The organism is Caecibacter sp. AF58-12pH5A (assembly GCF_027681725.1).
Classification (GTDB): Bacteria; Bacillota; Negativicutes; order Veillonellales; family Megasphaeraceae; genus Megasphaera; species Megasphaera hominis.
In genome coordinates, this window is sequence record NZ_JAQDBC010000007.1 from 51,886 (window position 1) to 67,402 (window position 15,517).

Consider the following 15,517-nt stretch of genomic DNA (forward strand, 5'->3'; position numbering starts at 1 on the left):
ATACTTTTTATTTTTAGGAGGTAATGAATTATGAAATTTTTGGGTGCAATTGCCGGGGCAATAGCTGGAGCAATAGGCAGTGTATTGGGCGTAGTGGGCTCTATTGCTGGTACCATTGCCGGTGCTTTACAAGTAGGAAGTGTAGTGTTTTCCGTAGTTGCTAACGCTATCGTTGCCTTATCACACAGCTTGGGCGTAACGAAGGAAGAAAAAGCAGAGGATTTAGGGGATCGCGTAATCCAGGCTGAGGAACAGGGAATTACGAAAGACGATTTTGATACGTACAAAGAATATCTGGATGCCTTAGATGATTTTGAAGTAGACGAAGAAAAATCGAAGGAAATTCCTGTGGAACATAAAATCCTGCGCGGTATGGATGCGTCAGCCCAGGCCTTACAGGAAAAATTCCCTGATAATGATATTGAAGGCTTGCTCACAGCGGCTACGAAAGTCAACAACCAGGCATATTTCACGTCAGAACGTTTCACGGAATTAGCGAAGGCCATTGAAAACAACCCGGATTTAATTGATTCTTTGAGCAAGATTTTGAACGGCAAGGAAATGTCCCAGGCAGAGTACTATGATACGCTGGACCAGATGACGGCTGTTGAAAGAAAACTCCATCCGGAAATGGAAGAGTCAGAAATTAACAAGATGCTGAAAGATTTGGGCTGATTGTACAGTCTGTGGGAGGCGTACGTGTATGAATTTTTTATTTGTTCTGGGCAGGGATACAATCCGGCTCTTTGATGCAGACCGCGATAATGAGCAACTTTTTATTGATGGCGAAGCGGTCCTGCCGTATGAAATCAAGCGTGCCAAAGCTGATATTCACAATATCATTCAGGAACTGGCAGCAGAGTACAATTTAGAACCTGTAAAGCAAGACAAGGATCAGGAACATTACCCGGATATCAGTTTCACCATGCTGGGGTGTGCTGATGCAGCGATTAATGAAATCGTGCAGGCTCTGCTGAAACCGTATATCCGTGCATCCTATGATTTGCCAGCTACTATTAAGGCGGCTATTGCAGGTTTAAGCAAGGAAGATGGCCTGGTGGCAACGTATGGCATTAATTATGATGGTATAAATTACAAATTGGAGGGGCAGGGTTTAAAAACAGGCTATTATAATCTTCTGGCATATACCCTGAAAGAACAGGATCTTCTAACATATTTACAGCAAGCATAAGGTGAGGTGCTTTTTATGGCAGATAAACAGGCAATTGAGTGTCCCGTATGCCATTACCAAAATGTAATACAGGCAGACAGGTTTACGAAAGAAAAACGATTTTTTTGTGCAAAATGTGGCAGCTTTCTCCAGCGCGACAACCTGACTGATAAGGCCGTCGTAAAAATTCCAGAGCAGAAAATGGCTCGTATTATAGAAAATTTAAAGCATGTGCCTCATACGAAAATTTCCTGGGATCACATGGCTGATAAATACGTGACCAAGGTAGAACAATACAAGGCGCTGTACGGTTTAGAAGATATTGCAGAAGACCGCCAGCGCGATGTTGTCGAAAAAATGGACAACTTCTTGCAGCTGTGCACGACGGCAGATTTTCAGATTGCTTTTGTTGGTACTATTAAAACAGGGAAGTCTACCCTGATCAATGCCCTTCTGGGCAAGGAATACGCCTCAATGGCAGTAACGCCGGAAACGGCAGCGTTGACCAAGTTCCGAAGCAGTGAAAAGGATTTCGTCAAGGTTACCTTTTACAATCAGGAAGAATGGAAACAATTGTGGAGTACCGTAACGTCGGCGGCCAGCACGTTTACACAGGAATACGAAGAGCTCCAGGCAGATAAGTATAAGGATCAATGGATCGGTCATGAAGTGATTACCCGCTATGTGACTAACGATGGCATCAAACCGGAATTGAAGAAATGGTCATCGTCCCAATGCCCGGAACACTATTTTGTTAAGGAAATTGAAGTAGGTATTTCTAATTTGGATAAGGCCTTCCCACAGCATGTCGTTTTCGTCGATACGCCAGGCCTTTCTGACCCTGTACCGTATCGTTCGGAAATTACGAAAAACTATATCAAGCAGGCCAACGCCGTCCTGGTATGCGTCGATGCTCAAAAGATGTACAAGGAAGAAAAGGAAACCATTGCTTCCGTTTTTGACTTTTCCTATAAAAATAAGAATAAGGTACACATCGTAGCTACCCATTGGGATCAGCTCAATAATCCGGAAGAAGATTGGCAACAGCAGTATGAATATCTGATCAAGCAGCTTTCCGGCAAGGCCTTTTTCGATGATGCGAAGATTGCCAGAGAAAATATTCTCTATTCGGCTGCGTATATCTACAATCTTTGTCTGGACTATGACACGCTGGATAACCGCGAAAAGAGAACGCTCCGGCATTTTGCAGAAAATTATGAGGATACGGACCATATTGATCCCAGCGATTTGCCGGCGTGCCTGCCCTTTATCATGGAAAAAACGAATATCCTTGCGGTACACCGCATCATTCAGGAGCATCTGATCCGAAATTACAAGGTCATGCTCAGCGAAGAAATCGCAGCCCGCTTTGTGGAAATTGAACTGCATTTGAAACGCACAGTCCGCGAAGCCAAGGCCCAGAGCGAAGAGCTCGTCAATACGGCTACAGCTGATGTAGATGCGCGTATTAAGAAGGTTGAAACGCAAAAGCAAAACTGCACGGATATTGAATTTTGCCGGGAAGAACTCTACAAGACTCTGGATAATGTGGATGAACGGACGAATGAAATGCTGGATCAACTGGTAGCTAAAATCCAGGGGAAAAAGCCTGTGCATAAAACGGTCAACAAAAGACCTGTACGACAAAGAAAGTCCATCTTAGATAAGGTTTCTATCGGCGTAAAACAGTTTTGGAAAAGATAGTGTTTAGGTGAAAGACTATGAAAGTACGGGATTTGGTGCCGGAGCAAAACTATTGCTTTAGCGGTGATGGCGACTGGGATATACAAGGGATTACCTTTGCTGATTGTGCAGCCGTTGACGATATTGCCATTGCCTTTACGGAAAAAGAAATAGAACGGACAGAGGCACAGGTAGTGCTGACTCATTTGCTCGTGCAACGGCATGATAAAATGGTGGTTTATACGGTTCATGGCCTGTATGAGGCAGCTGTAGAACTGGCAGAACGGCTCGTTGCGGCTGGCTATTACCGGGATTATGGTCTGCCTGTGGCCTACACGTTGACGCCGGACATGGTACGCCTGGGAAAGGACTGCCACATAGGGCATAACGTCCGTATAGAGGGTTTTACCACTATCGGGGATAACGTCACGATTGGAGATAATACCTATATTGGCGAGAACGTCAGCATCGGCTCAGACGTCATGATTGGCAAAAACTGCATCCTGAAGCCCGGTGCCAGAATCGGTACGGCTCCTTTTTTTCCGTATAAGGACAACGTACCTTGTTCCTTTGCCGGAATTGGCACGGTCATATTAGATGACAACGTGTCCGTTGGCGTGAATACTGTGATCCAGCGGGGCACCTTCAGCAATACCGTTGTAGAACAAGGCACTGCCATTGGTGATTTAGTGGTCATCGGCCATGACGTGTCTCTGGGAGAACATTGCCTCATCGTATCAGAGGCGGGCATATCCAGCCGTGTCACCGTAGAAAAGTATGCTAAGGTCCTGGGCAGTTCATGTGTAGCTGAGGGTGTACACGTAGGCCCCCATGCTGTCATCATGGGGAACAGCGGTGTTTCACACGATGTAAAAGCTGGTGAAACTGTATCAGGACGATATGGGCGTAACCATCAGGAAGAAATGAAATTGGCTGCCCGCTTACGACGGCTGGCCAAAAGGAGGAAATAGATATGGGTTGTTGTGTCGGCAATTGTGGTTTTTGCTGTGTTGTTGACTGTTGTATTGGCGATTTTGGTAGTAGCAGTGGCGGCGGTGGCTGTGGCTATTCGCCGTCCCGTAACACGACAGAGGATACAGCGCAAAAAATAGCCAATGAACTGGCTGTTATGAAGGAAAAATACGATAAGTCAGCTCGCAAGGAAGAAGCCGCTATAATTAAAGAAATCAATAGTGCCATGGATGACTTTATTGCGTCTGTAGAAAAGGTCAACCAAAAGGACTTTGGTGGCAGAAAATTTGATATTAACGTTGCCAATATAAGGCGGAAAAAGGAAAAACTGACACACGACGTAGTTGGTCATATTGGCGGTGTCATCCATGATCGCCTGACTATGACGGATAAGGAGTTGTCCGTCATTTTAAAGGAAGCAGATGATGATAAGCGGGCGAAAAATTTTGAGAAATTCTGTGAAGATTTATTTGAAAGTGCTAAACAGAGCTTAGTTGTAGAAATACAAAAGACTGTAGCGGAGCAGCAAAAAATGGTGCGCGAAGAAATTACGAACCGCATTCAGGAAATTGAGGCCAGCATGAAAAAGGCGATTGCCGATTATGAGGCCATTCGGGATATGGAAAACAAGTCTATCGAAGAGCAGGAACTCATGAAACTGCAGCTCATGTATAAGCATGGCCTTTACGAAATCGTAGGCGACCACGTAGGCATTTGACCGGAGGTGAAGAAATGTCCTTATTCGAGAAAGTACGTGAACTATTCAGGAACATCAATACCATACCAGAACTGCAGTCTCAACTGAAGGAACTGGAAGAAATGGCAGACAGCCAGGCACGGGAGCTGAAGAGTTTACGGCATGAGTTGCAAGATAAAAATACCAAGCAGACGAAAACACTAGAGGATATCCTGGCAGGGCAGGATGCGTCGGCTGATTTGGCTAAGACGCAGGAAGAAAAGCTGCAGCGTATTCATGAAGAAATCTGCACGTTGGACAATGCAGCTAAGCTGATTTTGTTAGGCGTGGTCATGGATGATTTAGACGAAGTAAACGACGTCAAGAGCAAGGAAAACCTGGTCAGGAGCAATACTTCTGCCAGCTAACTGGTATTTCCAATAGGCCAGAGTGGCTGTAGCAAGAAATCTATGTGGCGTAACGCACAATAATGAAGAAGCTGCCGGCACTGCTGGGGCAGTGGAGCAGAGGTGAGTATATGTCGATCGTTACGACGATGAAAGAACTAATGAAAAACATTAATATGATACCGGAACTATGCGCTAAGCTGGCAGACGTAGAAAAAAACGTTGACAGCCATACTATCGCATTGCAGAAACTGCATCAGGCGCTACAGGAAGAGACTAAGAAGCAGACAGAAACGCTGCAGGGCATGAGCCAGGAGATTGCAGGTGTGGGCACTAATGTAGATGCGTCGGCAGCGCAGATCATGGTTCAGGGATCAGAAAAAGCTGAAGGGTTACAGCAGGTACTCAGCGCTCTTCATGCGAGCCAGGCAAAGGGAGTAGAAGACCTGCGTGCCGCCCTGGAAGAAACAGCGCGGAAACAGGCGGAAGCGCTGCAAGGAATTAGTAGCGATATGGTAAACATGAACACTAAAATGGACGCCTCGGCAGCACAGATTATGACTCAAGGAGACGTTAAGGCCGACGAGCTGCAGAAAATGCTCAGTACGATAGATGCCAGTCATTTGAGCGGCCTGCAGGATGTACGCCATTTCCAAGAAGACGCAGCTCAACAGCAGGCACACCTGCTACAGGACGTGCGTACCCAGGTCGCAGGCGTGAGCGTCAAGCTGGATGCAGCAGTTGAGCAAACGATGGTTCAGAGAACAGAAGAAACCAGAGTGCTAAAAGAGGCACTATCTGCCGTGGATACGAACCAGACAAAAGGTGTAGAGCGAGTACGCATTTTCCTGGAAGAAACGGCGCGAAAACAGACAGAAGCGCTGCAAGGGATTAGCAGTGATATGGCAGGTATGAACGCTAAAATGGACGCGTCGGCAGCACAGATTATGACTCAAGGAGACGTTAAGGCCGACGAGCTGCAGAAAATGCTCAGTACGATAGATGCCAGCCATTTGAGTGGTTTGCAGGATGTACGCCATTTCCAAGAAGACGCAGCTCAACAGCAATCACATCTGATACAGGATGTGCGTACTCATGTCGCAGGTGTGAGCGCTAAGCTGGATGCAGCAGTTGAGCAAATGATAACTCAGAGAACGGAAGAAAACGACGTGATAAAGGAGACACTATCTGCCCTGAATACGAGCCAGACAAATGGCGTAGAGAATGTACGCACTATCCTGGAAGAAACGGCTCAGAAGCAGGCAGAAACACTACAGGAGATACAAACGTATATGTCATCCCTGCGTAGTAAGATGGATTCAAGCATTACCATTTCATCAACGAATGAAGAAAAGCTAAAACGTATACACGAAGAAATTTGTACTATGGATAATGCAGCTAAGCTGATTCTCTTAGGCGCAGTGATGAGCGAATTAGATGACGTTAACAGCGTTACTTCAAAGAGTGAATAAGGACGGAAATCATGGCAGAAAAAAATACGGCGGCAGACACTACCCAATTAGAAGTGTTGACAGATACTATGGATAATTTGCTGACGGCTTTGCAAGGTTTGACTGAGCAGGTGGAAACGATTAGTACCCATGTGGCTACGTTACAGCATGAAGTCGTCGTTCTTCAAGAAAAAATGGATACCTTATCAGCTTCGGTTTCAGATGGGCAAGAGAAAAATGGCCAGGCCTTAGAGAAGCTAAAGACGCAGCTCTATGCTAAAATCAACGATAATCGTGACGCTACGGTCGATAAGATCCTTGGAACAGAGCAGGAAAGACTGGCTATTATTCATCAGGATATTTGTGCTATAGATAATGCGGCTAAACTTATTTTGCTGGGGGCTGTCATGAGTGAGCTGGATGAGGCAAACAGCGTAGCAGAAATAGTGCCGGTCATCTCCGAAGCATCAGACCAGGGCAGTACAGCTAAGAAAGGCGAAGTGGCTGGGAACGCTAAAACGGTTAAGACTGCCAAGACTGCCAAGACCGCCAAGACCGCTAAGACTACTAGGACGGCTAATACGGCCAAGACCGCTAGGACTGCTAAAACGGCCAAGACAGATAGAACGGCTAGGAAAGCCAAGAAAGACGAGGGGTTTCATCCTTTTCGTCTGTGGTAGCTAGCGAACTCTGCTGCTGAGAAAAATAAAATCTAACATACAACGGGGGCGATTTTTTTGTACAGCTTGGTATCAGCCAAGGAAAACATGGTGAAGGTTATGCAAGAAATGTGGGAACATAGCAATGAGATTCGCAGTACAGAGGAGTTACAGCACTTCCTGGAAGGAATCGGGGAAGCAACCATTCACTATGATATCGAAACGAAATGCTCACGGTACAATTATGTTGCCGGAAACAACGGCCAGTATGCTGTATTTAATACGGTGACAGGTGCCCTGTACCGGTTCAATGAAAAAGAATATCACATGTATTTGGGCGAGTTGCCAGTGACGGAAGAGATAAAAAATGAGTTTATCGATGCCGGCCTTTGGGTAGCCGCAGATTTGGACGAACAGAAACGGTACTTACAATACATGAACACGTATCACTGCTATTTTAAAAGCAACGTGAATATTGTTTTGAGTACTACTATGAAATGCAATGCCCGCTGTGTGTATTGTTATGAAGCCGGCGTAGAGCATAAGGATTTTCCCCTGGATAAGCTGGATGATTTAGTAGCCTTTTTAAAAGGTCAGAATTTGGAACGGGGCCTGCAAATTATTTGGTTTGGCGGGGAGCCGTTGTTGAATCAGCCCTTAATTAATGCACTGTCAGAGCAGCTGGAAGCGTCAGAGATCAATTTTTCGTCTTACATCATTACGAATGGTAGTCTTCTGACGGAAGAGTTGATTAAAAATAAGCTACGGTCCTGGCATATCAATAACATGCAGGTCACTCTGGACGGGACAGAAGAAAAATATGAGCAAATTAAAAATTACGTAGATGGGCAAAAAGGACACTTTTATCCGCTCTTAGATAAGCTGGCTCTTTTGGGTGAGGAAGGCATTGGCCTTAGCATCCGGCTCAACATTTCCCAAGGCAATTTGGCAGACATGGTGAACCTGGTGGCCCTCTTGGAAGACCGCTTGGGAGCTTATGAAAGTGTAACCTTCTATCCCGCCTTTGTCACGGGAATAGAGGATATTATTCCTGAAGAAGAACGGATAGCCACGGCTAAGCGGCTCTTAAAGGTATTGAAAAATCCCAATAAGATGACCTTTGCCAATAAATTTTATGAACAGCCCAGAGCTACATCCTGTCACCGACACAGTGCCTATGCCTTTTCCATCGATGCAGACGGCAACGTTTACACGTGTGAACATTACATGGGACGACCAGATCAGCGCATTGGTGACATCTGGCAAGGACTGTATGGGCCGGATACACGAGGCAACAAGGTGGAACTACGGCCTGAGTGCCAAATCTGCGTATTTCTGCCAAAATGCGGCGGTGGCTGTGACGCAAACTATGATGAAGGAGACATTGCCTGTATGGTAGAAAAATATACCTTGCCGGCGTATTTGGAATATTTGCTGGAATAACGCAACCGCCTCCTGGCCAGGTCGCGGTTGTTCTCAAAAACTTAAAGAATCACTGAAAAAGCCTCTGAACAAGCCAGTCCAGAGGCTTTTCTCTACGCCCACATCACCCTAAAAGGTTGAACGGATACTGATAATAGTGTATCATGATATATTGAATCACTTTATATACTATATATATGAGAAATTACCTGTATATCATTTTGTATAAAAGGCTGGGATACACGTATGTTAGAGTTTCCAATCAAACGCACGATTATCATCGACGATAAGAAAAAGAAGGAGCGCAAGAAGAAGAAAAAAGACGGGGATGACAAGATTGTCATTAACGGTACCATTCATTTGCCCGAGAAGGAGCCATTGAAAAAAATGGATCCTTTGCCGAAGAATGCCAAGAATCTGGTCATCGTGGAATCACCGGCTAAGGCCAAGACGATTGAACGGTTCTTGGGCAGCGATTACCGCGTCATGGCGAGTCGTGGTCATTTGCGGGATTTGCCGCGTAATCAGTTCGGCGTCAATATTGAAAACGGTTTTGCGCCGGTGTATACGAATATGTTTGACAAGCGCAAGCTCATCGAAGAGCTGCAGCACGAGTTTGTCCGTTCAAAGAATGTCTATCTGGCAACTGACCCGGACCGTGAAGGGGAAGCTATTTCCTGGCATTTGGCACATTTGCTGGAAATTGACCCACATACACCGTGCCGCGTCATGTTCCACGAAATCACGAAAAAGGCTGTCCTTGCAGGGATTGAATCGCCTGAGCCGATTGATCTGCAGAAGGTCGATGCCCAGCAGGCCCGCCGCGTTTTGGACCGTATTGTAGGCTACAAGCTGAGTCCGCTCCTTTGGAAGAAGGTTTGCAAGGGCCTCAGTGCCGGCCGTGTCCAGTCCGTTGCCGTGCGCCTCATTTGCGAACGGGAAGAAGAAATCAAGGCCTTCGTTCCAGAAGAGTACTGGACGATTCAGGGCTTGTATACAACAGCTGATGGCCTGGAGCTCCATACGGAGCTCACGAAAATCGACGGCGAAAAAGCTGCCATTGCTGACGAAGAACAGGCTAAGGCCATTGCGGCCGATCTGCAATGGGAAAAGGCCAAAAAGGACCAGCCTGCCGATGTCATCGACAAGGTGGAAAAACGGCGCCGCAAACGGCAGCCCCAGCCGCCTTTCACGACGTCGACGATGCAGCAGGAATGCGTCAGTAAATTAAATTTCGGCGCCAAGAAGACCATGATGCTGGCACAGCAGCTTTATGAAGGCCTCGACATTGGCGAACACGGCCACGTCGGTCTCATTACGTACATGCGTACAGACTCGGTCCGCATCAACGACGATATGATCAAACAGGCCCGGGAATTCATTCAGAACCAGTACGGCCCGGATTTCGTCCCCGAAAAGCCCCACGTCTACAAGGCCCGCCAGTCGAGCCAGAACGCCCACGAAGCCATTCGTCCTACGTCCCTTGAACTGACACCGGACGTAGTGGCGCCGTTCCTTTCTCGGGACCAGCTGCGCCTCTATACGCTCGTCTGGAACCGCTTCCTGGCCAGTCAGATGGCTGCCGTCGAAACGGAACACATGGCCATTATCATCCACAGCGGCAAGTACGAACTGCGCGCCGCAGGCTATACGGTTATTTTCAAGGGCTTTACGGAGCTCTATGAAGACGCCAAGAAGGATAAAACCCTGAGCGTCCTGCCGGACATCAAAACAGGTACGGTCGTTCACAATAAAAAAATCGATCCGCAGCAGCACTTCACGCAGCCGCCACCGCGCTACACCGAAGCCAGCCTGATCAAAACCCTCGAAGAAAAGGGCATTGGCCGCCCGAGTACGTACGCACCGATCATGGATACGATCCAAAACCGCAACTACGTGGAAAAGAAGGATAAGCAGTTCGTGCCGACCGAGCTGGGCGTCATCATCGTCGATCTGCTCAAGCGTTTCTTTGAACAGATCATCAACGTCAGCTTTACGGCCCACATGGAAGAAGAACTCGATGCTATCGAACAGGGCAAGGACACGTACGTCCACGTCCTGCAGGAATTTTACGATGTCTTCGAGCCGGAAATGGAAGCGGCAGAAGAAGGCATGGAGAAGGTCACCATTGCCGGACAGGAATCGGGCGAAATCTGCAGCGTCTGCGGTGCCCCTATGGTCTACAAATTCGGCCGCTTCGGCAAATTCCTGGCCTGTTCCAATTTCCCGGAATGCCGCAATACGAAGGCCATCGTCGAAGACCTGGGCATTACCTGTCCCAAATGCGGCAAGGGCTCGCTTATTAAGCGCAAGTCCAAGCGGGGCCGCGTCTTCTACGGCTGCAGCGAATATCCGGAGTGCGATTTCGTTCTCTGGAACCAGCCCGTCGATAAGAAATGTGACCTCTGCGGCAGCATCATGACCGTAAAACATTATAAAAAAGGCCCGGATAAACTCTTTTGCAGCAATCCGGACTGTGAAAATCATAAAAAAGGTGAGGTAGTCAATGAAGAATAGTGTCTTAGTTATCGGCGCCGGTCTGGCCGGCTCGGAAGCGGCTTGGCAGCTGGCCCAGCGCGGCATTCCTGTCGAACTCGTGGAAATGCGTCCCGTCCAGTCGTCGCCGGCCCATCATACATCCTTATTTGCGGAGCTCGTCTGCAGCAACTCCCTGCGCGCGGCCAATATCGAAAACGCCGTCGGCCTCTTGAAGGAAGAAATGCGCCGTCTGGGCTCGCTCATCATGGAAGCCGCCGACGCTACGCGCGTGCCGGCCGGCGGTGCTCTCGCCGTCGACCGTATTCCCTTCAGCGAATACATTACGAAGAAAATAGAAGCGCACCCGCTCATCACCATCCGTCACGAAGAAGTGACAGAACTCCCGGAAGACCAGATCTGCATCGTCGCCACAGGCCCGCTCACGAGCCCGGCCATGGCCGATACAATCCAAAAGCTGACCGGTGCGGACTATTTCCATTTCCACGATGCCGCAGCGCCCATCGTCAGCGTCGATTCCCTCGATATGACCAAGGTTTACCGCGCAGCCCGCTATGGCAAGGGCGGTGCCGACTATTTGAACTGCCCCTTTACGGAAGAAGAATACAAGGCCTTCTGGCAGGCCCTGACGACGGCCGAATGTGCCGAACTGCACGACTTTGAAAAGAACGATGCCGTCTTTGAAGGCTGCATGCCTGTGGAAGTTATGGCCGGCCGCGGCATCGATACGCTCCGCTTTGGCCCTATGAAGCCCGTCGGCCTGGAACTGCCTGGTACGGACCAGATCCCTTATGCCGTCGTGCAGCTGCGTCAGGATAACGGCAGCGCTACGCTATACAACATTGTAGGTTTCCAGACACACCTCAAGTTCCCGGAACAAAAACGGGTCTTTTCCATGATTCCCGGCCTGGAACATGCTGAATTCGTCCGTTACGGCGTCATGCACCGCAACTCGTACATCAACTCGCCGGAGCTCCTCGACGCGACGCTTCAGTACCGGCGCAACAAGAACCTCTTCTTTGCCGGCCAGCTGACCGGCGTCGAAGGCTATTTGGAATCGGCCTCTATGGGTCTTCTTTCGGGCATCAACGCTGCCCGCCTGGCTCAGGGCCAGGACTGCATCACCTTCTCGAGCCGTACGGCCATTGGCGGCCTGAGCCACTATATTTCGTCGCCTCACGATAATTTCCAGCCCATGAACGTCAATTTTGGCATCATGGAACCGCTGGGCATTAAAAAGCGTATGAAGAAGAAGGAAAAGAATGGTCTTATTGCCCAGCGGGCGCTCGAAGAAATTGAAACTATGAAGGGAAGTATATAAGTATGACCACAGAATTTCATGCAACTACGATCTGCGCCGTCCAAAAAGACGGCAAAACAGCCATTGCCGGTGACGGCCAGGTGACTATGGGTAACTCCGTCATCATGAAGGGCACAGCCCAGAAGGTCCGCCGCCTCTATCACGGCAAGATCATCAGCGGCTTTGCCGGCTCTGTCGCCGATGCCTTTACTCTCTTTGACCGCTTTGAAGCTAAGCTCAACGAACACAACGGCAACCTCGTCCGTAGTGCTGTCGAACTGGCCAAGGACTGGCGCTCTGACCGGGTCCTGCACAAGCTGGAAGCCCTCCTCCTCGTAGCGGACAGCCAGCGCATCCTCCTCATTTCCGGCAACGGCGAAGTCATCGAACCGGATGACGGCGTCCTGGCCATCGGCTCCGGCGGCAACTACGCCCTCGCCTCAGCGCGGGCCCTCCTACAAAACACGGACCTTTCCGCCCGGGAAATTGCCGAAAAATCCCTGCACATCGCAGCCGACATCTGCGTCTACACGAACCACAACGTCATCGTAGAAGAAATATAAGAAAGAGGTACCAATATGAACGAAATGGAATTAACGCCGAAACAAATCGTAGCCGAACTCGATAAATACATCGTCGGCCAGAGTGAAGCCAAAAAATCCGTAGCTATTGCCCTGCGTAACCGTTGGCGCCGCAAGAACCTGAGCGAAGACATGCAGACGGAAATCATTCCGAAAAACATCCTCCTCATCGGCCCAACAGGTGTCGGCAAAACGGAAATTGCCCGCCGCCTGGCCCGCCTCGTCGGCGCGCCCTTCATCAAGGTTGAAGCCACGAAATATACGGAAGTAGGCTACGTCGGCCGTGACGTCGAACAGATCATCCGCGACCTCGTCACCAACGCCATCCGCATGGTCCAGGAACAGGAAAGCGAACGCCACGAAAGCCAGGCCGAAGAAGAAGCCAACAAGCGCATCCTCCAGGTCCTCTGGCCGAAGAAAACCGATACGGCGAAGAAAATCGTCCGCAACCCTATGGACGTCTTCTTCAGCTCTGACGACGAAGAAGAAAAAGAAGAACAGCACGACGTACCGAAAATTGAAGAACACAGCTCTGGCCGGCGCCAGCAGATGCTCGAAGACATCCGCAACCACAAGATGGACGAACGGGAAATCGAAGTGGAAATCACGGAACAGGCTGCACCAGTTCAGGGCATCCTGACGGGCAACTCGTCGGAAGAGCTGACCAATAATTTCCAGCAGATGCTGGGCAGCATCATGCCGAAAAAGAAGAAGAAAAAGAAGATGACCGTCGCCAAAGCCCGGGAAATCTTCAAAGCCGAAGAACTGGAAAAAATGCTCGACATGGATTCCGTCGTGGAAAAAGCCATTGAAGCCACAGAAGAATCGGGCATCGTCTTTATCGACGAATTCGATAAGATTGCCGAAAAAGGCCACACCCAGGGCCCGGACGTTTCCCGTGAAGGCGTACAGCGCGACATCCTGCCTATCGTCGAAGGCGCAACGGTCAATACGAAATACGGCCCGGTCAAGACGGACCACATCCTCTTCATCGCTGCCGGTGCCTTCCACGTCTCGAAGCCGAGCGACCTCATTCCGGAACTGCAGGGCCGTTTCCCAATCCGCGTGTCCCTCAATTCCCTGACGGTCGACGATTTCCGCCGCATCCTGACCGAACCGAACCAGTCTCTCGTGAAGCAGTATACGGCCCTCCTTTCTACAGACGGCGTCGAACTGGAATTTACAGACGAAGGCATTGACGCCATTGCCGAATACGCCTACCGCGTCAATATGGAAACGGAAAACATCGGTGCCCGCCGCCTCCACACGATCCTCGAAAAAATTCTCGAAGACGTATCCTACGAAGCGCCGGACATCCCGGAAAAACACATTGCCGTCGACAAGGCCTTTGTCACCTCGAAACTCAATGATGTCGTCCAGAACGTCGACCTCAGCCATTACATCTTATAAGGAGCACCATGAGACCTTACGCCAAATTATACATCACAAAAAAAGGGGAAAAAGCAGCCCGCAGCGGCCATCCCTGGGTTTACGGAGAAGAAGTGACCCGCGTGGACGGCACCTTTGCAACAGGGGACATCGTCGATGTTCTTAGCGACAAGGGGAAATACCTCGGTACGGGCTTTGCCAACCTCATTTCCAAAATCCGTGTGCGCATCCTCTCGACCAATGCCAACGACCGCTTCGACGAAGCCTTTTGGCAGCGCCGCGTCCAGTACGCCCTGGATTACCGCCGCACGGTCATGGGTGACAAGGACTTTGCCTGTTGCCGCCTCATCTTTGGCGATGCCGATGAAATGCCGGGCCTGACGGTGGACCGCTACAACGATATCCTCGTGGCCCAGACCTTGTGCTATGGCATGGACCAGGTAAAGCCGATTATTTTCAAGGCCCTCTTTGACCAGCTCCAGGCCATGGGCGTCACTATCCGCGGCATTTATGAACGAAACGACGTCCACGTCCGCGAGCTCGACGGCATGGAACAGTACAAGGGCTGGTACGAAGCTTCTTATCTGCCGGACCATGGTGCGCCGCTCACGACGATCGATGAAAACGGCATCCTCTATGACGTAGACGTGGAAAATGGCCAGAAGACAGGCTTTTTCCTCGACCAGAAATATAACCGTCTGGCCGTGGCCAAGCTCGCCAAGGGCCGCCACGTCCTGGATTGCTTCACTCATACCGGGGCCTTTGCCCTGAACGCAGCCAAGGGCGGTGCTGCCAGCGTCACAGCCGTCGACGTATCGGCCGAAGCCGTAGAAATGACGGAAGAAAACATCCGCCGTAACGGCCTCGAAGCTATCGTCACGGCCAAGCAGGCCAACGTCTTCGACCTTCTGACGCAGATGGCAGAAGAGAAGAATCACGACTACGACTTCATCATCCTCGACCCGCCGGCCTTTACCAAATCGGGCCACACCGTGCACAACGCCATTAGAGGCTACAAGGAAATCAACCTGAAGGCCATGAAGCTCCTGCCCCGTGGCGGTTATCTCGCTACGTGCTCGTGCTCCCATTTCATGCGCGATGATCTGTTCCGCCGCATGCTCGCCGACGCCGCCTCTGATGCGGGCGTACACCTGCGCCAGATCGAAGGGCGCCAGCAGTCGCCGGATCATCCCATCCTCTGGAACGTGCCGGAAACGAATTATCTCAAGTTTTACCTCTTCCAGGTCGTCTGACAGGCCCAATGTGTGCTATAATCTTCAGATAGACTATGTAACCTCAAGGAAAAAGGA

At 49.7% G+C, this 15,517-nt stretch carries 14 protein-coding genes; all 14 read left to right on the forward strand.

What is annotated here, in order from left to right; all coding sequences use genetic code 11:
* Nucleotides 1–30 precede the first annotated feature (30 nt).
* The 14 genes from PGX44_RS05195 to PGX44_RS05260 all read left to right on the forward strand — a co-directional run bounded on the left by PGX44_RS05195 (nucleotide 31) and on the right by PGX44_RS05260 (nucleotide 15,460).
* Entirely contained in the window at nucleotides 31–675 is a 645-nt protein-coding gene (locus PGX44_RS05195) for a hypothetical protein (protein WP_498854506.1), read from the forward strand.
* Nucleotides 676–703: 28 nt separating this feature from the next.
* Nucleotides 704–1,192 carry a hypothetical protein gene (locus tag PGX44_RS05200; protein ID WP_498854507.1) on the forward strand — a complete coding sequence of 163 codons (489 nt, stop codon included), beginning with the start codon at nucleotides 704–706 and terminating at the stop codon, nucleotides 1,190–1,192.
* Nucleotides 1,193–1,207: 15 nt separating this feature from the next.
* Nucleotides 1,208–2,875 (forward strand): dynamin family protein, encoded by a 1,668-nt coding sequence (locus PGX44_RS05205; RefSeq protein WP_498854508.1) that lies wholly within the window; start codon nucleotides 1,208–1,210, stop codon nucleotides 2,873–2,875.
* A 17-nt stretch (nucleotides 2,876–2,892) separates the two neighbouring features.
* Entirely contained in the window at nucleotides 2,893–3,825 is a 933-nt protein-coding gene (locus tag PGX44_RS05210; RefSeq protein ID WP_498854509.1) for a DapH/DapD/GlmU-related protein, read from the forward strand.
* Between the two features lie 2 nt (nucleotides 3,826–3,827).
* Entirely contained in the window at nucleotides 3,828–4,544 is a 717-nt protein-coding gene (locus PGX44_RS05215) for a hypothetical protein (RefSeq protein WP_498854510.1), read from the forward strand.
* Nucleotides 4,545–4,558: 14 nt separating this feature from the next.
* A complete protein-coding gene (locus PGX44_RS05220; RefSeq protein WP_498854511.1) occupies nucleotides 4,559–4,930 on the forward strand; it encodes a hypothetical protein in 372 nt (123 codons plus the stop codon).
* 62 nt (nucleotides 4,931–4,992) lie between these two features.
* Nucleotides 4,993–6,381 carry a hypothetical protein gene (locus tag PGX44_RS05225; RefSeq protein ID WP_498854512.1) on the forward strand — a complete coding sequence of 463 codons (1,389 nt, stop codon included), beginning with the start codon at nucleotides 4,993–4,995 and terminating at the stop codon, nucleotides 6,379–6,381.
* An 11-nt stretch (nucleotides 6,382–6,392) separates the two neighbouring features.
* Nucleotides 6,393–7,040, forward strand: coding sequence for a hypothetical protein (locus tag PGX44_RS05230; RefSeq protein ID WP_498854513.1), 648 nt, complete (start codon nucleotides 6,393–6,395; stop codon nucleotides 7,038–7,040).
* 57 nt (nucleotides 7,041–7,097) lie between these two features.
* Nucleotides 7,098–8,462, forward strand: a complete 1,365-nt coding sequence (locus tag PGX44_RS05235) for a radical SAM protein (RefSeq protein ID WP_498854514.1) — start codon at nucleotides 7,098–7,100, stop codon at nucleotides 8,460–8,462.
* A gap of 225 nt (nucleotides 8,463–8,687) precedes the next feature.
* On the forward strand, nucleotides 8,688–10,958 hold the full coding sequence (gene topA, locus PGX44_RS05240) for a type I DNA topoisomerase (protein ID WP_498854515.1): 2,271 nt from the start codon (nucleotides 8,688–8,690) through the stop codon (nucleotides 10,956–10,958).
* Nucleotides 10,948–12,258, forward strand: a complete 1,311-nt coding sequence (gene trmFO, locus PGX44_RS05245) for a methylenetetrahydrofolate--tRNA-(uracil(54)-C(5))-methyltransferase (FADH(2)-oxidizing) TrmFO (RefSeq protein ID WP_498854516.1) — start codon at nucleotides 10,948–10,950, stop codon at nucleotides 12,256–12,258. The genes topA and trmFO overlap by 11 nt, the downstream gene beginning before the upstream one ends.
* 2 nt (nucleotides 12,259–12,260) lie before the next feature.
* Entirely contained in the window at nucleotides 12,261–12,800 is a 540-nt protein-coding gene (gene hslV, locus PGX44_RS05250; protein ID WP_498854517.1) for an ATP-dependent protease subunit HslV, read from the forward strand.
* A 15-nt stretch (nucleotides 12,801–12,815) separates the two neighbouring features.
* Entirely contained in the window at nucleotides 12,816–14,228 is a 1,413-nt protein-coding gene (hslU, locus tag PGX44_RS05255; protein WP_186504255.1) for an ATP-dependent protease ATPase subunit HslU, read from the forward strand.
* A gap of 8 nt (nucleotides 14,229–14,236) precedes the next feature.
* Nucleotides 14,237–15,460, forward strand: a complete 1,224-nt coding sequence (locus PGX44_RS05260) for a class I SAM-dependent rRNA methyltransferase (RefSeq protein WP_498854518.1) — start codon at nucleotides 14,237–14,239, stop codon at nucleotides 15,458–15,460.
* The last annotated feature ends 57 nt before the right edge of the window (nucleotides 15,461–15,517 follow it).